The following is a 21,846-nucleotide window of genomic DNA, read 5'->3' as shown; positions in this document are numbered from 1 at the left end:
CCTTAATTGCATAACTTCTTGTAAAAGAGTCGGATGCAGCTCAGTTTCACCATCGACAGATAATTTCTCGCCGTTTTGTCGTAGCGTGTGGCAATACGCCGGCACTCTTTTAACCAGCCAAAACATCCCTCCACTACGTTGCGGCGACGGTAAACGTCACTGGCGAACCGTGAGCGTCCGTCAGAAGCTATTTTTTCATTAGATTTTCGGGGGATAACTGATTTTATCCCTTTTCGTTTCAATTCGTTACGAAGCGCATGCCCTGAGTAAGCTTTGTCAGCTAAAACCGCATAACCACGGCAGCTTCATGCTGCCGTTCTGACGCTGAACACCAATACCATCCAGCAAGCGTAATGCGAACTGGCTTTCGTGAGCCTGTCCAGGACTCAGTACAATGTTTAGCGGGAGACCGCCTGTGTCTGCCTCCAGATGGATTTTAGTGCCAAAACCACCGCGAGGGTGAGATTGGGATGTTTTTTTGAGCACCGGCAGCACATTTCAGCGCACGGATATTACTGCCATCCAGCGCAGTAGCAAGCCAGCCAACAAGACCATGGTCATCAAGTAATGAATACTTGTTGAAAACAATGTTAATAACGCCAGATTTAGACCACCGATTAAAGCGATTCTAAACCGTTTTCTAGGAGCCATATCGCTCAGGTAAATTGCGCCATGGTGCACCAGAACACAACACCCAAAACATATCGTTGATGACTTTACGGTGCTCAGCCCATGGGCGTCCGGCTCGTGGGGATGTAGATTCAGCAGGCAGTAAGAGCTGGATGATGCTCCATGCTTCATCGGGAAGATCGTATCGGGCCATATCTCAAAGTGTTGTGGAAATAAGTAGTTACTATAGCTCAGATGATTAAGGGGCACAGCCTAGTATGTAGTGCCCACGCTGTGTCACGAATACCCGCATTATTCATTGCCAAGTCAATGACTTTGTCTGTCATTTCCGCTTGGCAGGCACAATAGGAATAATCAAATTGGAAGGTGCGTTTGCATGACTGATAAGGCCACTTTTGCCATAACCGTGTTTTTTCACAGGGACTGCCTATTCAGAAAACGGGCATCTTACATCAACTTTAGCCACTGTATTGCATATCCAAAACCGGAGATTTTACACTCCAATCAATATATTGAATACACGACTCTTTTAGAGAACAACCAGATGCACACGTCTGGTTGTTGAGTTATGTAATTTATTTAAGATGCAAACATTAATTGTTTCTCTCTGATTTATATTCATAAGTATAATAATTATAATTTCCATATCCATAATAGCTAGCAGCACGTTTTACAATCGCATTCAGAATAACACCTTTAATTTCTGTACCATTCTGCTCAAACCGACGAACACTTACCTCTATTTCTTTCAGTGTATTCACTTCAAAACGTGCAACCAAGAGAGAAGTTCCCACATTCCGGCTGATAATTGCAGCATCAGTCACAGCTAGAATCGGTGGTGTATCCAATAGAACAATATCATAACGTTCGGAAGCCCAATCAATAAACTGAGAGAAACGGCTATGCATTAATAATTCAGAAGGGTTAGGTGGAATTTGTCCACGAGAGATAAAATCCATGTTTTCTACAGCGGTCTTACGGACACCCTTTTCTGTCGTTATTTGCCCAGACAATATATCAGAAAGACCATCAATCCCATGAGTTCCCATTAACTCATGGGCATACCCTTTACGCATATCACAATCAACAATCAGTACCCGCTGTCCCGATTGTGCGATAACAGCACCAAGGTTTGCGCTAACAAATGTTTTACCGATAGCCGGACTTGCACCTGAAATCATTAATACATTATTTTTAGCTTCCATCATGGCAAAATGCAGGCTAGTGCGCAGGCTTCTAATCGCTTCAATGGCGAGATCGGCAGGATTACCTACTGCCAAGAGTTCAGTAGAACGTGTATTACTTTTCTTACCTTTTCCTAATATTGCCCTGTCCTTCTTCTGTTGCCACTCTGATAAAGGAACGCTGGCGTACACATTAATACCCAAATCCTCTAGCTGTTCAGGGTTTTCAATACCTTTATGCAGCATTGTTTTTAATATAACAAATGCCGTTGATATTACTGTGCCTATGATTAGCGTTAATAACACAACAATCAGTTTTTTGGGTTTCACAGGCTTAAGCTGAAGTGCAGCTGCATCAATAATACGAACATTACCGACCGTACTCGCTTTGTTAATACTCAGTTCTTGCTGCTTATTTAACAACTGCATATAAACTTCTTGTCCAACATTTACATCACGTGTTAAGCGTAATACTTCTTGTTGGGTTTTTGGCATGCTACCAACACGCTTGTTAATTTTCTCTTTCTCATCTTCCAACGTTTTACGTTTTTCCATTAACGCACGATACGCTGGGTGTTCTTTAGTATAAAGCTTTGATATTTCAGCTTCTTTAAACGTCAACTCATTTAGCTGAGTATCAACAGAAACCATCGTATCCAAAACAGCTTTCGCTTCTAAAGATAAATCAACGGATTCATTTTTTTGCCGATAGCTGTTTAATTTATTATCCGCATTATCAAGAGTTAAGCGAACATTAGGCAACTGCTCTTTAAGAAACTCAAGGCTCTTTCCTGCTTCCTCAGATTTTCGTTCAACATTTTGTTGAAGATAATTTTGGCTAATGCTATTAAGTATTTTATTGGTTAACTCAGGATTTTCACCTTCATAGTTTAGTGAAAGTACTCCGGTATCCTTTCCTTTATCTGCAACAGCTAAATTTTCTAATACATTATTGATAGCCGTAATGGTATTTAACTTTTTAAGATGAAAAACCGTGCCTTTTTCAGCCTTAATATCGCTTACTAATATAGAAAGACCATTATGTTTTTCTATATTTCCAATCTTTCCATTGAATTTTACAGCATCCCCTGCTTCTATTACGTAATTTTGCTCATCAATAATGGTAAGTCTGATAAATTCATCTTCCCAAGACTTAGGCACTTCCAATCTTGATACTGCAATCTTACCCGCGTCTTCTCCCAACAACCTTGCAAAACCTTTGCCAAAAACGGGAAAGTATTTTTGTTGAACAATAATGTCTAAAGAGAGATCGCTAACCGTCTTACCCACAACCATACGCGATTTAATCAGTTCAATCTCTGCGGCTGATTCAGGCTTCGAATCAGGTAATACACTAGAAATGTCCTTAAGGAGGGAATTTCCGGCATTTTGTTCCACCTGGATTAAGGCATCCGATTTATAAATCGGTGTAGCAAACGTGGCATAAAGAATACCAACGATAGTAAAAACTGCGGTAACGCCAATAATTAACCAACGATGATCCAATAATGTTCCCAACAAACGCCCTAAATCAATCTCATCCACATTCGTTTCGGATGCTTTTCCTGAAATTTTCTCTGTCATGGGGTTCCCTGACTTGTTAACGGCTTAATACCTGCACCCATTTTTGGGCAGACTGCTCAAGTTGTGAGTAAACGAATTCAAACGCTTCACGGCTTTTACGATACGGATCGGCAATTTCTTGCTGATTCAGCCAGTGGCCAAAGAGCATGGTTTTACCTCGCACTTCTGGCGCGATACGCCCCACCCCGTCAATATGGCCTTTCTCCATCACTAGAATCAGGTCGTACTGGTGGCATAAGGCAGAGGTTAATTGCTGTGCCTCATGCCCTTCGAGAGAAAGGTTATGATGATTTGCCACCTCAGTTGCCATTGCATCAGCAGGCTTTCCTACCAATGCACCTAATCCAGCAGAAGCGATTCTTTTCGTCGGTAAAACCTGTCTTAACAACCGTTCCCCCGTAGGGGAACGGCAAATATTACCAACGCAAACGACAAGTATTGAATCAAACATAATTATCTCTACGGCCAAGTACGAATTCGCAGCGAGCCCTCAGTCAACTCATTGAACCCAGAAATCGTAGGCACAAGCTGACTGATAACACGGTTCCAGCGAACAATCGGTGCCGTCGTTACATAAACGATATCATAAGGTTGTAACTGGAATTCCGTCCCCATTACCATCGCTGTAGCATCTTTCGCGTTAAGTTGGTAGATGTCTGCCAGTTTAGGACCTTGTGTCCCTCGTAATGAACGGATCACAAAAATCCCAGTGGCATCAGAAAACGTCTGATCAATGCCTTCAGCATTACCCAAAGCCTCTGTCAGAGTCATGCCACTGCGATCCATTTTGAGCGTACTTTGCTTCTTGACTTCACCCATAACGAATACTTTTAGATCATCGTTACGAGGAATATAGAGGATATCGCCAGGGTATAGCAGGGTGTTTTGCGAAAGATCGCCGTTTTGCATCAACGCTTGAAGAGAAATACGTTTTTCCTGACCGTTATGCGTCAGCACAATGTTACGCCAATCAGCATTTTCGCTTAACCCACCCGCTTTATTGATTGCATCTAGGATGGTTAGTGGCACATTGGTAATGGGTTGTTCACCAGAGGTTTTAACTTCACCAGTCACATACGTCTTTTGAGAACGGAAAGCGGCTATACTAACATCGACCTGTGGGGATTCGATATAAGTTGCCAGACGTGATGTGATATCTTCACGAATTTCCATTACCGTTTTGCCTGCAACCCTCACTTTGCCGATATACGGATAGAAGATTGTACCGTCGGAATGTACCCAGTTGCCCGTATCCGCAGCGGTGCGATATGTGCCAGCCGGGGTAGTCAATTCAGGGTGATCCCATACGGTAACCATGATGACATCGCCAATACCAATACGGTACTCATACTGTTGGAGTTCACGTTCTAGCGCAGGGTTAGTTTGCGCAATCAGTGGCTTAGTTCGCATCTTATCCACTAAATACGGTGTGAGCGGATAAACATTTACTAATTTATCAATATTAAAATCAGCGTCTTGCTGCTCGATAACCGCTTTGCCGCTTGTAGAAAGATGGCTACCGGGGATTAGGGTACAGCCGCTCAGCAAAGCGAGTGATACCGCCATTGGTATCAATTTCAATTTATGCTTTATCATCCTGTTCATGCCATCACTTTTGATTAAAAATAGCGCAAATCCCTACAAAATATCAAATAATTATAGAGGACATTTCGTTAAGCAAACCTACAGTCTAAAGCGCAAACAGCCGTTAATTTGTCTGTTAGCGTCGTTGTTCCATCTTATCTGCAACAACAGCTGCCCCATGACTGGCACGCCTTATCCAGGTCAGCAGACGCCATACTCGCGTTATTGCCCAAAAATAACCGACAAAAACAACCAAGAACGCGCTCAACATAACAGATTCGGTTATACCACTTAATTCACAAATAATACCAATTGCAGCCAAAGCCATTGCTACAAAAACGATTGCCAATAGCGACTGCCTAGGAGTCAAACCTGCACGCATCAGAATATGGTGTAGGTGCTCACGGTCAGGCTTGAACGGACTATCGCCTCTGCGGATCCGACGCACCATAATCGTCACCATATCCATTAAAGGAATAGCAATAAACCACAGCGCCGTCACCGGACGAATCACCGCATCAGAACCTTGTGTAGCCAAAATCAGTAGCCAGATAACGGTAAAGCCAATAAGTGTACTACCCGCATCACCCATAAATACTTTAAATTTTTTACCCCACGGTACACCAAGATTCAACAGAATATAAGGTAACGTCGCAGCCAATAAGCACAAGCTCCACTGTGCGAGTTCGTGCCGTCCATTAAGATAAAAAACCACCGCCAACGCACCAAATGTTACACAAGAAAGTGCCCCCAGTAAGCCATCGATACCGTCAACCATATTAAAGGCATTGATCGCTCCCCACACCGCAAATAGTGTGACTGTATAGCCGAAAATGCCTAAGAATAACTCATAACCAAACATCACCTTGCCTAAAGATACAAGATAGACCCCAGCGTACATCATCAAGCCAGCAACGAGTGCCTGTAGACCAACCCGGGGGAGAACGGGAAGATCGTAGCGATCGTCCAAAACGCCCACTACTAGCAATGCCGTCGCGCAAATCATGTAGAGAGAAAAATCAGGGAGCCACGTAGAATCAAATAGATACATAACCCACAGGGCCATATAGATAGAAACACCTCCGACAAGTGGAATATGACCACGATGTCTCTTGCGCTCATTTGGTTTATCTACCAATCCGACTTTTATTGCCACTTTTCTTGCTAAGAACAACGCAACAAAAGCACTCAGGAAGACCACCACAAATTCTTGCATTTTTGCACCATCATCAACCCGTTATGTGAATGTTTTGCATCAGACACGCTACCGCCCTTGGCTCATAGCTACCAATGCGCTGTCAAACAACGTACGGAACACCCTCCAATGGCTACACCCTGGATCCGTAAACCATCTGCTTGCGTCTAAATACTTTAATTTCTCTGTTAGCGAATGATTTATCTAACAAAAAATGGCCATTCAATATATTTTTTTATATGGTTTTAGCTAAATAAAAAAAACTAAATCCCGCTCATAGTATTGACGGCGACATCAATAGCACAAGGGCAATATGGCTTGAAAGGAGCTTTTCAGAATAAGACTACGTGCATCCCTGTCGTAAAAATCCTCCCGAAATTCGGGCATTATTCTATGCGTTGTATGCACGTATTATCAAATAGTAACGTGCGCTACCTTACGTATCATTCTTAAAATTTTACTTATTGTCGATTTTTCATCCAAAGCCTGTCAATAAGCTACTCATCTTTCTATGTCAAAAAAATGACAAGACTTATCCTGTCATCTATCTGGTCGGTATTTGTCCGTGAGCACTATTGCGGTAAAGAATATCCCCGCAAATTCTGGTTCATCTACGCGCGCCCTGATACGCTATCAAGGTTACGTTCATTTAAAGGTGAAAAAATAACTATGGAGTGGATCGCTGATCCAACGATATGGGCCGGGTTGGCCACGCTGGTTGTCCTGGAACTGGTTCTGGGCATTGATAATCTTATCTTCATCGCCATTCTGGCTGAGAAACTCCCAAAAGAGCAGCGTGACAAAGCCAGAGTCGTCGGTCTGTTACTTGCCCTGATTATGCGACTGGGTCTGCTGGCGTCCATTTCCTGGCTGGTGTCGTTAACTACCCCTCTTTTCACGTTTATTGGGCACACATTCAGTGCTCGCGATGTCATCATGCTGGTTGGCGGGTTATTTCTGCTTTTTAAAGCCACCATGGAGCTCAACGAACGCCTCGAAGGAAAAGATGAGGAGCAGCAAGCCCACCGTAAAGGTGCACGTTTCTGGCCGGTAGTCGCCCAGATTGTAGTATTGGATGCCATATTCTCGCTGGATTCCGTGATTACCGCTGTCGGCATGACTGACCATCTGCTGGTCATGATGTCCGCCGTGACGATCGCCATCTTCCTGATGTTGCTGGCCAGTAAACCACTGACCCGTTTTGTCGCTGAACACCCGACCATCGTTATCCTGTGCCTCAGCTTCCTGCTGATGATTGGTTTTAGCCTGGTGGCGGATGCGTTTGGTTACCACATTCCCAAAGGCTATCTCTACGCGGCGATAGGCTTCTCAGTACTGATTGAGATGTTGAATCAGGTTTCCCTGTTTAACCGTCGACGCTTTCTTTCTTCTTCCATTCCACTGCGTCAGCGGACTGCAGAGGTCGTTTTGCGTATTTTGCGCGGTAGCCATGAAGAAGCTGAACTGGACAATCAAAACTCGTCGATGATTGCAGACAACACCCGGTCAGGTCAGGAAGTCTTCAATATTCAGGAACGCCGGATGATAAAGCGGGTATTGGGACTGGCCCAGCGAACTATCAGTAGCATCATGACGTCGCGGCATGATATCGAGTCGGTTGAGCTGGACATTACGCAGGAGGCGCTCTCTAAACTGTTAACCAGCAACCCGCATTCCCGGCTTGTGGTAACCGACAGCAATACCTCTGACGAGCCTCTAGGCATCATAAATGTTGCCGATTTACTCCAGCAGCAGCTAAACCGCGAACCATTTAACCCACGAATTCTGATCCGTCAGCCATTGGTTTTCCCTGAGCAACTCTCGCTTTTACAAGCGCTGGAACAGTTTAGAGAAGCAAGAACGCATTTTGCATTTGTCGTTGATGAGTTTGGTTCGATGGAAGGGATTGTCACATTAAGTGACGTGATGGAAACCATAGCGGGCAACTTACCGCGCGAAGGGGAAGACCGCGATGCTCGCCACAGTATTCAGCAGAATGATGATGGCAGTTGGACCGTAAATGGTTATATTCCACTTGAAGACCTAACGATGTATGTTCCGCTGGCGCTGGACGCAAAACGTGAATACTACACGTTGGCAGGGCTGCTGATGGAACACGCCCAGCGGATTCCACAAGTGGGCGATACGCTATCAATCGATGGTTACCAGTTCACTATTTTGGCGGTGGAAAGCCACCGTATTGTGGAAGTCCGCATCACACCAAACGACGAACCACAGACTGACTTTGAAGTGTGATAGAGTCGGTATAGCGCAGCCGCCAACACCGTCTCCATACTCACAGCCCCTTCAAGGACGGTAGGGGCTGTTGCTATATATTATCAGGCAGGGATCATAATCTCTGTAGCAACCACCACCACTATCAGCCCCACCAGCACGGGAACTGATGTGCGCTTCACTACCTCAAACGGCGATATTTTCGCCATCCCTGCTACCGCAACCACTACCCCGGATACCGGAGAAATGGTACGCCCCAAATTGGAAGCCTGAAGCATCGGAATGGCAAGGTAGGCAGGGTTGATACCCATTTGAGACGCCAACTTTGGAATCAGCTCAACAAACGCATAGAACGGCGCATTGCCCGAACCGGTCGTCATTGCGGCCAGCATCGTGATGACCACCAACACCAGCATAATCACCAACCCACCGCTGCCAAATGACTGCGCGAGACCAATCAATCCGCTGATAAAGCCAATCGTGCCAAGCCCCTGAGCAAAGACGCCGGCCGCGACCAGTAGAATAACGACGCTAGAGAAGGCCTCTGCCATGCCACGATAAGCTACATCCAACCCATCAAACACTTTTTGCGCATTGAACGAGCGAAAAAATTCCAGCACTGCGGCAAGCACCATACAGATAACCAGTACGGTGATGATGTGAAGCTCAGGCCCCCATTTGCCATCAAAGACCAGAACGCCCATGATCGGCGTAAACGGCAGAATAGCGTAAAAACGCGGGGCATTCGTCGTGATCTCACTGACATCCAGAATCTCATGGCTAACATTCGCTTTGTTGTCCAGATAGCGCTGCCAGAAAAAATGGGCAACGGCCATGCACACGATCGCTATGATGGAAATGGGCAGCGTAGCCTTAAAAGCGAAATCAACCAATTTCATCTGCGATGCCTGTGCGGCAAGTACCACATCGCCTGACGTCGGCGACAGGATCAACGCTACAGGGGAAGCGCAGATTGCAGCAGCAGCGCCACGGCTAATGCCGACGTTCACCATGACAGGGAACAGCGTTGCCATCAACAACACCCCCAGCCCAGTAGCCGATGACACCGCCAACGACATCAGACAAGCGACAAAATAGGCTGCAATCATCAGCAAATAAGGCGAGTTGATCATTTTCAGCGGGCGGGAAACCAGCTTAACGACGACATCATTGGCACCGATATGCGTCATATACGCAGCAAAGCCACACAGTACCATAATCATCATGCCGAGATCGCCACCGCGGCTCATCAGCAAAATTTTTACGTATTCAACAATATCTGTAGCATTCCAGCCCGTCGCCTTCGCACTGGCTGGCAATACGTTTTTCCCCAGCATGGCGCTGATTGCCAAGAGTAACAGGCCTCCCACCAACAACACGCCAGTCGCGGAGTACCCTTTTATAATGTAACGACCAACCAGAGTCGTTACAGCAACACCAATCAAAAGTTCGAGCATAGTGAGTTTCGATACCTGAGTAATAAATTATCTGACAGAAATTCCCCGGCAGCGGAATATGGCACCGCACCGAAAACAGGGTGCGGAGTTTACTGCTTTAGAAAATAAAAAAAGAGAAAAATATTAATATGCAGCGTTAAAAAAGAGACATCGAACACAAAGCCTGTCTGGGGAAGTATAAAAAAGGAAAGCATTGAGGATAAGCCACCGATTTGCTGACGGAAAGCAGCAAATCGGCCTGGGACACAGTATGTCTGGGAATTAAAGACGGTCGAGCAGTTGCTTCAGGTCTTTGCCCTTCTGGTTTTGCTGATTTTGACTGGCCCAGTCATTCAGGCGTTTCTTCAGTTCATCCTGTAGACGTTTACGCAGTAACTGATCCACCTGTAACTGGTAATTCAATTTATCCCACTCGCCATAGACGCGTAACGGGATTGCCGTATTTTTCAACACGCTGACCAGTTGCTCATCGCCTTGCCATCCCTGCGTGATAGAAACATTCACGTTGACATCACACGTCTGAGCCGGCAAATCGAATTGTCCGACACCGCTTAGTGACAGCAGCTCTGAGCGACCATTAAGATCGGTAAGGCGCAACTTACCTGCGTTCAACTGTACTTTTCCGGTCAGTTGTTGCAGTTCAGTATAACGCTCATAGCGTTCTTGACCGCGCACATTGCCGTTGCTACGTGCCACAGCCATCTGCACCATTTGCTGAATATTCAAGCCCTGCAAACGGACATTATTGGCTTGCAGCACCGCCGTTCCTTGCCACTGCTGGAGCAAAGCAGGCAACGCAAAGCTATTGCCGCTAAATTGTCCTGTCATCGACAATTTTCCACTGACCGCCTCGGCAGGCAGCGTAAACGCAGACATCAGTTGAGACAGTTCAATATCCTTGAGATCGGGTCGTAGCGTGATATTGGTTGATGATTTCGTCACAACTTTACCGGGCAATGAGAAATGCCCACTGCCCAGTTCGCCACTTAGGGTCGAAATATCGAGCAGCCCCGGCTGATTATCTGCCCGTAATATGAATTGGCGGGCATTAAGGCCACGGTAAATCAGTGATGCCGCCTGTAGCGACAGACGCGCGGTGAATCGCTGTAAGCTATCTTCTGGCTTGGACGCTTCAGCTTCATTTGAAATGACAGGAGCTGATGGTTTAACCGCTACCGTAGGCGCGTTATTTTCTTTTACCGCCGCAACCCCCAGCAGAGAATCTAGATCCAGCTTCTCAGACAACAAATCCAGTTCGTAATGGGGAATATCACCCAGAGTCACACTACCTGCCCCCGACAACTGACTGTTATTGGTATTGAGTACAAGCTGGTTAAACGTGATTTTTTCAGGCTGTTGCTGATAACTTACCTGAACACTTCCTGTTCCGCTGATACCGGTTGTCGGTATTCCAGCGCCCTGGAGCTGGTAATCTAGTTTGGTGATAGTGGCATTGACCTGCTCGGGGAAACGCAGCAGATCGACATCTGCTGCGAGAGAGAAGGCGATATCACGCTGATCGCGGTTGATACGACTCGATAGCTCGATGTTAATCTGGCGATCGCTATTCTGCTCCATCGCAAGATTAATATCGCGAACATTAATCTGTTCATTATTACTGCGTTGCAGAATTAACAGGCTATCGGCGACTTTTATCTTATCGATATCCAAACGCCAGCGCCGTTCTTCAGATGGAGCCTGTGATCCCACTGGAGCAATTGGCGCATTGTTGGCCTGCCTGGCTTCACTTTCCGGCGTCAGGCGAATAATAGCCCCTTTCAGCATCACCTGTTTAACTGCCAGCTTATGCGATAGCAGCGGCCACAGTTGCACATCAAGGCGCATATTCTCAGCACTGACAATTGGCGCACTAGAACCCGGCGCACTTAGTGACATACCGCCGGATAAAATACTCAGTTGCGGCCATACGTGCCAGCGCAGATCGCCGTCCAGTTGGAGGCGATAGCCGCTACGTTCCTCAACCTGCTTCACCATGTAAGCGCGGAAGTCATTGGGATTAACCAGTACGACCAAGGCCGCCATTCCTGCCACCAGCACCACAAGCAGAATTGCCAGCGTCGTCAGAAATCTTCTCATGCCACCCTCATTGCGAAACGCGCGACTGCCTGATTATTACGTTACAGGCCTATTGCCAAACGCTCAGTCTTTATCGATCCGGCTCGCTACCGCACCCTGTTGATCTTTATATTTGGCATCCTGACGGCGGTTGTACGGACGAGCAGCCGGCCCGGAAAGCGGTTCAAAACTCAGAGCACCAATCATCATGCCGGGGCGTAACGCCAGCGGCAACTTACCTGAATTATAGAACTCCAGCACAATTCTTCCTTGCCAACCGGGATCGATACGGTGTGCGGTGACGTGAACCATCAATCCCAGGCGAGCCAGAGAAGAGCGACCATCCAGCCAACCTACCAAATTATCCGGCAGTGTGACGGACTCAAACGTTACTGCTAGCGCTAATTCTCCTGGATGCAGAAAAAACGCCTCGCCTTCCGGCAAATTTATTTCATCGCTCATGACGCGATCCAGCGCCGCGCTAACTTCATCTTTAGGGCCACTTAAGTCAATGAACGCCGCAGTGTGTCCGCGGAAAACGCGAAACTGATTCCCCAAACGAACATCAACGGTCGCGCCACTAATTCTCTCCATTGGCGGACGGGGCGTAATCACCAGTCGGCCATCATCCAGCCAGGCTTCAATGTCTCGGTCACACAGTCTCATCTTATTCTCCATTCGACACCGGTATCTATCAGATAAACCTCATCTACTCGTCATATTTCACGCTGCAGTGCATTATCTGTGCAACGTGAAATATTTAAGATATCCACTACTCAAAGAACTGGCTTATCTTGGCTTTCAAAATATCAATCGCAATACGGTTTTTACCACCACGTGGCACGATAATATCGGCATACTGCTTAGAAGGCTCAATGAATTGAAGGAACATCGGGCGCACTGTCTTCTGATACTGCTCCATCACGGAATCCATTGAACGCCCGCGCTCATTAACGTCGCGGCGCATGCGGCGCAGCAGGCAAATATCCAGCGGCGTATCGACAAAGATAGAGAAATTCATCTCATCACGCAGACGTGCATCCGTCAGTAGCAGAATACCTTCCAGGATAATGACCTTTTTCAGCTCAATATGCACCGTTTCCTGTTTACGGGTGTGCTCGACATAGCTGTACTGCGGGACTTCGATAGCCTGACCCGCTTTCAGCATTTGCAAATGCTTAACGAGCAGGCTGTGATCCATCGAACTCGGGTGGTCATAGTTGGTTTTTACCCGCTCTTCCATGGTCAGGTGGCTTTGATCTTTATAATAGCTGTCCTCAGATATCACCCCGATATGCTGATCACCAACCTGATCGCGTAATTCGCGATATAAGGTGCTGGAAATAAGACTTTTACCCGAAGCGGATGCTCCAGAGATCCCGATGATGACGCACTGGTGAGACTGATCAGTCATGGTATTAACGACCTGATTAACATAAATAAAAGAGAGGGGAATGCGCCGACGGGCGCTTTGACGTGCAATTATAGGGAGTTAGCCGCCCTCACGCCACCCTTTCCATGCATTGCGCTCAAGGGGAACTGAGGGCTGGCGCAGATTTAAGCCGGGACAGAACCCGGCGTTTTTACTCACTGACGGATGGGCTACAACGCTCGGAAAGAAATTTCTCCGGGAATAATGTCCCCCTGCCAGTAGAGCTGGGCGGCAACCTGCCCCGCCAGTTCACGATACAGATAAGTAAATTCGCTGTCCGGCTGGCTGACCACAGTCGGTTCACCGCGATCGAGATCTTCACGCAGGGAAATATGTAGCGGAAGCTGGCCTAACAGAGAACAGTGGTATTTTTCCGCCAACTTCTGCGCACCGCCCGTGCCAAAGATCGGCTCCAGATGCCCACAGTTGCTACAGATATGGACACTCATATTCTCAACGATACCCAGCACCGGCACGCTGACTTTTTCAAACATCGCAATGCCTTTCATGGCATCCATCAGCGCGATATCCTGCGGTGTCGTCACAACGACCGCACCAGTGACGGGAATATTCTGCGCCAGCGTCAGTTGGATATCCCCCGTTCCCGGCGGCATATCTAACACCAGATAGTCCAGATCCGGCCAAAGCGTATCCTGCAACAGTTGCAATAACGCTTTGCTGGCCATCGGCCCACGCCACACCATCGCATTATCATCCGTCACCAGATAACCAATCGAGTTGGTTGCCAGGCCGTGCGCGATAATCGGCGCCATATGCTGCCCATCCGGCGAGGTTGGGCGCTCACTGGCCGAACCCAACATGGTAGGAATGGAAGGCCCGTAGATATCGGCATCCAGAATGCCCACATTGGCGCCTTCAGCCGCCAACGCCAGCGCCATATTGACCGCCGTACTGGATTTGCCAACGCCGCCTTTCCCAGAACTGACGGCAATGATATTTTTCACGCCCTTCACACCAGCCTGATCGTTCACCCGGCGCAGCGTAGCGACATCATGTGTTAAGCGCCATTCAACCGCCTTTGCGCCTGATAAACGCAATAACTCATCGCTAACCGTTTCTTTTAAGGCTGCCAAACCGCTCAACCAGACAAACGGCATCGTCAGTTCGAGGTGCAACACATTATCCAACAGCGCACAATGGCGCAGCGCATTCAGTGTCGTCAGGTTATTTTTCAGTGTCGGGTGCTGAAAAGTAGATAAAACCCCGGTGACCATTGCACGCAGTGCTTCAGGACGTTGTTCGGGGACTGTCGCGTTCATTCCGGCTCCTTGAAATTCTCATATTTGACCGTTGAGACTGTGCATAGCATATCAGAGCCATCGCCACCTGACGCCCTTCGGCATCAAAAACGTGGAAACGCTACGCAAAATAGAATCAGCCATGTCGTTTCCTGCCGTTTTACTCACGCCAGCGGTTTACGCAGTAAGGCGCTATCGGTTAACATCGATCTCCCTCTATTCACAAAAGAAAGCAAGTTCCTCATGACTCAAGTCGCAAAGAAAATTCTGGTAACGTGCGCGCTGCCTTACGCTAATGGTTCGATTCACCTCGGTCATATGCTTGAACACGTTCAGGCCGATATCTGGGTTCGTTACCAGCGAATGCGCGGCAACCAGGTTCACTTCATCTGTGCGGACGACGCCCACGGCACACCAATCATGCTGAAAGCGCAGCAGATGGGGATTGCGCCAGAACAGATGATTGCGGCAATGAGTCAGGAGCATCAACAGGACTTTGCCGGTTTCAATATTAGTTATGACAACTACCACTCTACGCATAGCGAAGAGAATCGTGAGTTGTCAGGCCTGATTTATCGTCGTCTGAAAGAGAACGGTTTTATTAAAAACCGCACGATTTCCCAGTTGTACGATCCAGAGAAAGGCATGTTCCTGCCGGATCGTTTCGTGAAAGGCACCTGCCCGAAATGTAAGGCAGCCGAACAATATGGCGATAACTGTGAAGTGTGTGGCGCAACCTATAGCCCAACAGAGCTGATCGAACCGAAGTCCGCGGTTTCTGGTGCGACGCCGGAGATGCGCGAATCAGAACACTTCTTCTTCGATCTGCCTGCGTTCAGCGACATGCTACAAGCCTGGACACGTTCTGGCGCATTGCAAGAGCAGGTTGCCAACAAGATGCAGGAATGGTTCGATTCGGGTCTGCAACAGTGGGACATTACCCGCGATGCGCCGTATTTTGGGTTTGAAGTCCCTGATGCTCCGGGCAAATATTTTTACGTCTGGCTGGATGCGCCAATCGGCTACATGGGCTCGTTCAAGAACCTGTGCGACAAACGTGGCGATCTGAATTTTGATGATTTTTGGAAGAAAGACTCAGACGCGGATTTGTACCACTTTATCGGTAAAGACATCGTTTATTTCCACAGCTTGTTCTGGCCGGCAATGCTGGAAGGCAGCGGTTTCCGTAAGCCGACGAATCTGTTCGTTCATGGCTATGTCACAGTCAACGGTGCCAAGATGTCTAAATCACGCGGCACCTTCATTAAAGCGGGCACGTATCTGCAACATTTGGATGCCGATTGCCTACGCTATTACTACGCAGCCAAACTGTCTTCTCGCATTGATGACATCGACCTCAATCTGGAAGATTTCGTCCAGCGAGTGAATGCGGACATCGTGAATAAAGTCGTGAATCTGGCGTCACGTAATGCAGGTTTCATCAGTAAACGCTTTGACGGCAAACTGGCGGACAAACTGGTCGATCCTGATCTGTACAAAACCTTCACCGACGCCGCCGCCAGCATTGCGGAAGCTTACAACAGTCGTGAATCCGGGCGTGCCATTCGTGAGATCATGGCACTGGCGGATATCGCCAACCGCTATGTTGACGAGCAGGCACCGTGGGTAGTGGCGAAAGCCGAAGGTCGGGATGCCGACCTACAAGCCATTTGCTCAATGGGCATTAACCTGTTCCGCGTATTAATGACGTACCTGAAGCCGGTTCTGCCTTCGCTGGCACAGCGTACCGAAGCGTTTTTGAACACGGAACTGAGCTGGGATGCGATCGCTACCCCGCTGCTGAACCATCAGGTCAATCCATTCAAAGCACTATTCAATCGCATCGATCTGGATAAAGTCAGCGCAATGGTTGATGCCTCTAAAGAAGACATGGTCACCACACAAAAAGCCGTGTCCGGCCCATTGGCAGATAACCCGGTGCAGGACACCATTAACTTTGACGATTTTGCTAAAGTTGATATGCGTATCGCACTGATTAAGCAGGCCGAATTGGTTGAGGGTTCTGACAAGCTATTACGTCTAACGTTGGATTTAGGCGGCGAAACCCGTCAAGTCTTCTCCGGCATTCGTGAGGCTTATCCCGATCCGGCTAAGCTGGAGGGCCGTTTAACCGTGATGGTCGCCAATCTGGCTGCGCGCAAAATGCGCTTCGGTATATCGGAAGGTATGGTAATGGCAGCCGGCCCTGGCGGGAAAGATATCTTCCTGCTGAGTCCAGACAGCGGCGCACAGCCTGGCATGCAGGTCAAATAACAACCCCATCAAGCCGGATTCTTATCCGGCTTTTTTTTTGCAACAATTCCTCCACAAATACCCGCTGATCTCCCTCCAATTGCCTCGTTGCTTTGCATAGTTTGTAACCATGAAATAACAAAATCGTTATGCATTACAATATATAACGAATAAAAAATATACCTCTTTGTAGGTGTAATGGGCATTTAAATACGTAAATTTTGATTTTGCGCAAAGCCCACATTTTATGTGTTGTTAAATTGCTCGCAACAAAAATGACACATAATTACACAGGGAAACTAATGCAACTCAATAGAAGAGGTTTCTTTAAAGTTTGCGCGGGAGGGATGGCTGGAACCACTCTCGCGGTATTGGGCTTTACACCCACAGAAGCAATGGCATCAGTCCGTCAATACAAATTGTTGCGGGCGAAAGAGACACGTAACAACTGTACATACTGCTCGGTCGGTTGTGGTGTGCTCATGTATAGCCTGGGCGATGGTGCAAAGAATGTAAAACCCTCCGTTTTTCACATTGAAGGCGATGCAGACCATCCGGTCAGCCGCGGCTCCCTTTGCCCGAAAGGTGCGGGCCTGGTCGACTACATCCACAGCGAAAACCGCCTGCTCTACCCTGAATACCGCGCGCCAGGTTCAGACAAGTGGCAACGAATCAGTTGGGACGACGCGATTGAACGTATCGCACGTCTGATGAAAGCGGACCGAGACGCTAACTTCCAACGCACCAACGCGAAAGGCGAAATCGTCAACCGCTGGCTGACTACCGGTATGCTGTGCTCTTCTGCCGCCAGCAACGAAACCGGTATTCTCGACCAAAAATTTGCCCGCGCACTCGGCATGGTGGCTATCGACTGTCAGGCCCGTTTGTGTCACGGGCCAACCGTTGCCGCACTGGCACCAACATTTGGCCGCGGTGCGATGACCAACAACTGGGTGGATATCAAAAACGCCAACGTCATTATCGTGATGGGCGGCAACCCGGCAGAAGCACACCCGGTAGGTTTCAAATGGGCCGTTGAAGCGAAAACACACAACAATGCGAAACTGATTGTTGTTGATCCGCGCTTTAACCGCTCCGCTGCCGTTGCCGATCTTTATGCCCCGCTTCGCGCAGGTTCAGACGCTGCTTTCCTACTCGGCATCGTTAACTACCTTATTACGAACAATAAAATTCACCGCGAATACGTGGTGTCTTACACCAACGCCAGCTTGATCGTGCGCGATGATTTCAGCTTCGATGAAGGGTTGTTCAGCGGTTACGACGAACAAAAACGCCAGTACGACAAGTCCAGTTGGCAGTATGAGCTTGATGAATCTGGTTTCGCCAAACGCGATAACTCGTTGTCCCACCCGCGCTGCGTCTGGAATCTACTGAAAAAACACGTCTCCCGCTATACGCTGGAAATGGTGACGTCCCTGTGCGGAACATCAGCCAAAGACTATGAAGAAATTTGCCGCACGCTGGCTGAAACTTGTGTGCCAGATAAAACGGCAACCTTCATGTACGCGCTGGGCTGGACGCACCACACCAACGGTGCGCAAATCATCCGCACAGCAGGCATGATCCAGCTTCTGCTGGGCAATATTGGTATGGCGGGTGGCGGTATCAACGCCCTGCGCGGTCACTCCAATATTCAGGGCTATACCGACCTCGGGCTACTGACGACAAACCTGCCGGGCTATATGCCACTGCCGTCAGAAAAGCAGCCGGATCTGAAAACCTATCTGGGACAAATCACGCCAACCGCCGTACTACCCGATCAGGTTAACTACTGGAAAAACACGCCAAAATTCTTTATCAGTATGATGAAGAGCTTCTATGGTGATAACGCACAGGCTTCGAATAACTGGGGTTATGACTGGTTGCCGAAGTGGGATCGTAGCTACGACGTTATGGTGCAAACCGAACTGATGGTTGAAGGCAAAATGAACGGTTACATCGTTCAAGGCTTTAACCCTGTTGCCGCGTTCTCCAACAAGAACAAAGCGACCGAAGCGCTCTCCAAACTCAAGTATATGGTTGTCATCGATCCGCTGGTCACAGAAACGTCCACGTTCTGGCAAAACTACGGCGAATTCAATGATGTGGATACGAAGTCCATTCAGACTGAGGTCTTCCGTCTACCTTCTTCCTGCTTTGCCGAAGAAAATGGTTCTATCGCCAACTCAGGCCGCTGGTTGCAATGGCACTGGGCGGCGGCTGAGCCACCAGGAGAAGCCCGCCACGACGGGAAAATCCTCGGCAAGCTGCTGATGCGCCTGCGTGAGTTGTATAACGAAGAAGGCGGTGCTTATTCCGATCCGTTGATGAACATCAACTGGAACTATAAAGACCCAGAAGATCCGTCGCCGGAAGAAATTGCCCGCGAAGCCAACGGTATGGCGCTGGCGGACATTTACGACGACAGCGGTAAACTGATCCTGAAAAAGGGCCAGCAGCTTGCTGATTTCTCACAACTGCGTGATGACGGCACAACGTCAAGTTTCTGCTGGATCTACGCCGGTAGCTGGACGGAAGCCGGTAACCAGATGGATAAACGCGATAATGCTGATGCCGGTCTGGGCTGTACACCAAACTGGTCATGGTCCTGGCCACAAAATCGCCGCATTCTCTACAACCGCGCCTCCGCCGACCTGCAAGGCAAGCCATGGGACAGCAAACGCAAACTGTTGGAATGGAATGGCAAGAAATGGCAAGGCATTGATGTGCCTGATTTCGCCGCCACCGTACCGCCGGGCGCAGACACTGGGCCGTTCATTATGCTACCGGAAGGTCTGGCGCGTCTGTTCTCCACCGACAAACTGGTAGATGGGCCATTCCCTGAGCATTACGAGCCGGTCGAGTCACCTATCGGTACTAACCCGCTACACCCTTCAGTGATTTCCAGCCCGGTGACACGCCTGTTCGCACGCGATGCGAAAACCATGGGCACCGCAAAGGATTTCCCTTACGTGGCAACGACATATGCCATTACCGAACTGTTCCGCCATTGGACGAAACACGCACGTCTGAACGCGATTGTGCAGCCCGAACAGTTTGTGGAAATTGGCGAAAATCTGGCGAAGATCAAAGGCATTAAAGCAGGCGATGAAGTCAAAGTCTCCTGTCAGCGTGGCTACATCAAAGCCAAAGCAGTGGTGACCAAGCGTATCAAAACGCTGGAAATTGCCGGGCGCAGCGTGGAAACCGTTGGTATTCCCTGCCACTGGGGCTATGAGGGAACCACGCGTAAAGGGTTCCTGGCTAATACACTCACCCCGAGCGTCGGCGACGCTAATTCACAAACGCCTGAATATAAAGCGTTTTTGGTTAATGTAGAGAAGGTGTAAGGGTAGCCAACTATGTCAATGCAATCACAAGATATTATCAAACGTTCGGCCACCAACGGCTTTACACCGCCTCCGCATGTACGTAATGACAAAAGCGAAGTGGCAAAACTGATCGATGTCACCACCTGTATCGGCTGTAAAGGCTGTCAGGTGGCCTGTTCAGAGTGGAATGACATTCGTGATGAAGTCGGTCATAACCTCGGGGTTTATGATAACCCCGCGGATCTGAGCGCCAAATCCTGGACGCTGATGCGCTTTTCCGAAGTGGAAGAGAACGATCGTCTGGAATGGCTGATCCGTAAAGATGGCTGTATGCACTGTAGCGATCCTGGCTGTTTGAAAGCTTGTCCTTCCGCCGGTGCCGTGATCCAGTACGCCAATGGTATCGTCGATTTTCAGTCTGAAAATTGTATCGGCTGCGGCTATTGCATCGCCGGTTGCCCGTTCAATATTCCTCGTCTGAATAAAGAAGATAACCGCGTCTATAAATGTACACTGTGCGTCGACAGAGTCAGCGTTGGGCAAGAACCAGCCTGTGTGAAAACCTGTCCAACCGGTGCTATTCGTTTCGGTACGAAAGAAGAAATGAAGCATCTGGCGGAAGAACGCATTGCCGACCTGAAAAGCCGTGGTTACGAGCACGCAGGTCTCTACGACCCGCAGGGCGTCGGCGGTACGCACGTGATGTATGTTCTGCACCACGCAGACAGACCATCGCTCTACCACAACCTGCCGGATGACCCGCAGATTTCTACGCCGGTCAATCTGTGGAAAGGCATTCTGAAGCCGCTCTCTGCATTAGGGTTTGTCGCTACGTTCGCCGGGTTAATGTTCCACTACATCGGTGTGGGTCCAAACACCGAGGAAATGGAGCATGAACATGAGGGAGAAGACAAAGAAGGGGGAGACAAACATGAGTAAACCAAAAATGATTTTGCGTACCAAGTTTATCGATCGCATCTGTCACTGGATTGTGGTGATTAGCTTTTTCCTGGTCGCACTCTCAGGGATTGCTTTGTTCTTCCCGACCCTGCAATGGCTGACGCAGACGTTTGGTACGCCGCAAATGGGACGTATTTTGCATCCGTTTTTTGGCGTATTGATCGTCATCTGCCTGATTCCGATGTTCTTCCGCTTTGTTAGTCATAACATTCCGAAGAAGCGCGATCTGCCGTGGTTTCTCAACATTATTGAAGTGTTGAAAGGCAATGAACACGAAGTGGCTCAGGTGGGTAAATACAACCCTGGCCAGAAAATGATGTTCTGGAGCATCATGGGGCTGACGCTGGTTCTGCTGATCACTGGGGTTATCATGTGGCGTCCTTACTTTGCTCACCTGTTCCCAATTGATGTCGTGCGCTATGCCATTCTGATTCACGCGGCTGCGGCTATCGTGCTGATCCATGCCATCCTGATCCACATGTACATGGCATTCTGGGTTAAAGGCTCGATTAAAGGCATGATTGAAGGCAAAGTCTCCAAACGCTGGGCGAGTAAACACCACCCACGCTGGGCGCGTGAAATGGAAGAGAAAGAAACAAAGAAATAATTCACTCTTTCCACTCCATTGCTTTCCTCAAATGCCCGCCTTGCGGGCATTTTTCTTT

At 48.5% G+C, this 21,846-nt stretch carries 14 protein-coding genes and 2 pseudogenes; 5 read left to right on the top strand and 11 right to left on the bottom strand.

Annotated features, from left to right (window positions below; translation table 11 throughout):
- Positions 1–2: 2 nt before the first annotated feature.
- The 6 genes and pseudogenes from A8F97_RS22910 to wecA all read right to left on the bottom strand — a co-directional run bounded on the left by A8F97_RS22910 (position 3) and on the right by wecA (position 6,198).
- A pseudogene (locus A8F97_RS22910) lies at positions 3–823 on the bottom strand (IS5 family transposase).
- A 64-nt stretch (positions 824–887) separates the two neighbouring features.
- Positions 888–1,048 (bottom strand): annotated as a pseudogene (locus A8F97_RS24525) (IS1-like element transposase); the annotation flags it as partial.
- Positions 1,049–1,223: 175 nt separating this feature from the next.
- Positions 1,224–3,398, bottom strand: a complete 2,175-nt coding sequence (wzc, locus tag A8F97_RS03525) for a tyrosine-protein kinase Wzc (RefSeq protein WP_033071770.1) — start codon at positions 3,396–3,398, stop codon at positions 1,224–1,226.
- 16 nt (positions 3,399–3,414) lie between these two features.
- Positions 3,415–3,849 (bottom strand): arsenate reductase/protein-tyrosine-phosphatase family protein, encoded by a 435-nt coding sequence (locus A8F97_RS03520; RefSeq protein ID WP_033071771.1) that lies wholly within the window; start codon positions 3,847–3,849, stop codon positions 3,415–3,417.
- Between the two features lie 8 nt (positions 3,850–3,857).
- Complete coding sequence (locus A8F97_RS03515) at positions 3,858–4,994, bottom strand: polysaccharide export protein (RefSeq protein WP_033071772.1); 1,137 nt, start codon at positions 4,992–4,994, stop codon at positions 3,858–3,860.
- Positions 4,995–5,118: 124 nt separating this feature from the next.
- Positions 5,119–6,198 carry a UDP-N-acetylglucosamine--undecaprenyl-phosphate N-acetylglucosaminephosphotransferase gene (gene wecA / locus A8F97_RS03510; RefSeq protein WP_033071773.1) on the bottom strand — a complete coding sequence of 360 codons (1,080 nt, stop codon included), beginning with the start codon at positions 6,196–6,198 and terminating at the stop codon, positions 5,119–5,121.
- A gap of 648 nt (positions 6,199–6,846) precedes the next feature.
- Here wecA and A8F97_RS03505 point away from each other — a divergent pair.
- Entirely contained in the window at positions 6,847–8,433 is a 1,587-nt protein-coding gene (locus A8F97_RS03505; RefSeq protein WP_033071774.1) for a TerC family protein, read from the top strand.
- Between the two features lie 83 nt (positions 8,434–8,516).
- Here A8F97_RS03505 and dcuC read toward each other — a convergent pair whose 3' ends face one another.
- From dcuC to apbC, 5 genes are all read right to left on the bottom strand, one after another.
- Complete coding sequence (gene dcuC, locus A8F97_RS03500; RefSeq protein ID WP_015730870.1) at positions 8,517–9,869, bottom strand: anaerobic C4-dicarboxylate transporter DcuC; 1,353 nt, start codon at positions 9,867–9,869, stop codon at positions 8,517–8,519.
- A gap of 261 nt (positions 9,870–10,130) precedes the next feature.
- Positions 10,131–11,966 (bottom strand): outer membrane assembly protein AsmA, encoded by a 1,836-nt coding sequence (gene asmA / locus A8F97_RS03495; RefSeq protein WP_015730871.1) that lies wholly within the window; start codon positions 11,964–11,966, stop codon positions 10,131–10,133.
- Between the two features lie 63 nt (positions 11,967–12,029).
- Entirely contained in the window at positions 12,030–12,611 is a 582-nt protein-coding gene (dcd, locus tag A8F97_RS03490; protein WP_014700647.1) for a dCTP deaminase, read from the bottom strand.
- A gap of 106 nt (positions 12,612–12,717) precedes the next feature.
- Positions 12,718–13,359, bottom strand: coding sequence for a uridine kinase (gene udk / locus A8F97_RS03485; RefSeq protein WP_014700648.1), 642 nt, complete (start codon positions 13,357–13,359; stop codon positions 12,718–12,720).
- A gap of 188 nt (positions 13,360–13,547) precedes the next feature.
- On the bottom strand, positions 13,548–14,657 hold the full coding sequence (gene apbC / locus A8F97_RS03480) for an iron-sulfur cluster carrier protein ApbC (protein WP_014700649.1): 1,110 nt from the start codon (positions 14,655–14,657) through the stop codon (positions 13,548–13,550).
- 222 nt (positions 14,658–14,879) lie between these two features.
- Between apbC and metG the strand changes: the two genes are divergently transcribed.
- The 4 genes from metG (at position 14,880) to fdnI (ending at position 21,788) form a co-directional block, all read left to right on the top strand.
- Positions 14,880–16,910 (top strand): methionine--tRNA ligase, encoded by a 2,031-nt coding sequence (gene metG / locus A8F97_RS03475; RefSeq protein WP_014700650.1) that lies wholly within the window; start codon positions 14,880–14,882, stop codon positions 16,908–16,910.
- A 281-nt stretch (positions 16,911–17,191) separates the two neighbouring features.
- Complete coding sequence (gene fdnG, locus A8F97_RS03470; protein WP_015730873.1) at positions 17,192–20,239, top strand: formate dehydrogenase-N subunit alpha; 3,048 nt, start codon at positions 17,192–17,194, stop codon at positions 20,237–20,239.
- Between the two features lie 12 nt (positions 20,240–20,251).
- Positions 20,252–21,160 (top strand): formate dehydrogenase subunit beta, encoded by a 909-nt coding sequence (gene fdxH / locus A8F97_RS03465; RefSeq protein ID WP_014700652.1) that lies wholly within the window; start codon positions 20,252–20,254, stop codon positions 21,158–21,160.
- Positions 21,153–21,788, top strand: a complete 636-nt coding sequence (gene fdnI / locus A8F97_RS03460) for a formate dehydrogenase-N subunit gamma (protein ID WP_014700653.1) — start codon at positions 21,153–21,155, stop codon at positions 21,786–21,788. Before fdxH ends, fdnI begins: the two co-directional genes overlap by 8 nt.
- The last annotated feature ends 58 nt before the right edge of the window (positions 21,789–21,846 follow it).

This window comes from Pectobacterium parmentieri, assembly GCF_001742145.1.
In the GTDB taxonomy this organism is placed as follows: Bacteria; Pseudomonadota; Gammaproteobacteria; order Enterobacterales; family Enterobacteriaceae; genus Pectobacterium; species Pectobacterium parmentieri.
The sequence above is the reverse complement of the archived record's forward strand: the minus strand, read 5'-3'. Positions and strand labels throughout refer to the sequence as shown.

Coding starts and splice junctions, on each gene's coding strand:
- wzc (WP_033071770.1), bottom strand. CDS start 3,398: ATGACAGAGAAAATTTCAGGAAAAGCATCCGAAACGAATGTGGATGAG.
- fdnI (WP_014700653.1), top strand. CDS start 21,153: ATGAGTAAACCAAAAATGATTTTGCGTACCAAGTTTATCGATCGCATC.
- asmA (WP_015730871.1), bottom strand. CDS start 11,966: ATGAGAAGATTTCTGACGACGCTGGCAATTCTGCTTGTGGTGCTGGTG.
- dcd (WP_014700647.1), bottom strand. CDS start 12,611: ATGAGACTGTGTGACCGAGACATTGAAGCCTGGCTGGATGATGGCCGA.
- fdnG (WP_015730873.1), top strand. CDS start 17,192: ATGCAACTCAATAGAAGAGGTTTCTTTAAAGTTTGCGCGGGAGGGATG.
- fdxH (WP_014700652.1), top strand. CDS start 20,252: ATGTCAATGCAATCACAAGATATTATCAAACGTTCGGCCACCAACGGC.
- A8F97_RS03505 (WP_033071774.1), top strand. CDS start 6,847: ATGGAGTGGATCGCTGATCCAACGATATGGGCCGGGTTGGCCACGCTG.
- metG (WP_014700650.1), top strand. CDS start 14,880: ATGACTCAAGTCGCAAAGAAAATTCTGGTAACGTGCGCGCTGCCTTAC.
- A8F97_RS03520 (WP_033071771.1), bottom strand. CDS start 3,849: ATGTTTGATTCAATACTTGTCGTTTGCGTTGGTAATATTTGCCGTTCC.
- apbC (WP_014700649.1), bottom strand. CDS start 14,657: ATGAACGCGACAGTCCCCGAACAACGTCCTGAAGCACTGCGTGCAATG.
- udk (WP_014700648.1), bottom strand. CDS start 13,359: ATGACTGATCAGTCTCACCAGTGCGTCATCATCGGGATCTCTGGAGCA.
- A8F97_RS03515 (WP_033071772.1), bottom strand. CDS start 4,994: ATGATAAAGCATAAATTGAAATTGATACCAATGGCGGTATCACTCGCT.
- wecA (WP_033071773.1), bottom strand. CDS start 6,198: ATGCAAGAATTTGTGGTGGTCTTCCTGAGTGCTTTTGTTGCGTTGTTC.
- dcuC (WP_015730870.1), bottom strand. CDS start 9,869: ATGCTCGAACTTTTGATTGGTGTTGCTGTAACGACTCTGGTTGGTCGT.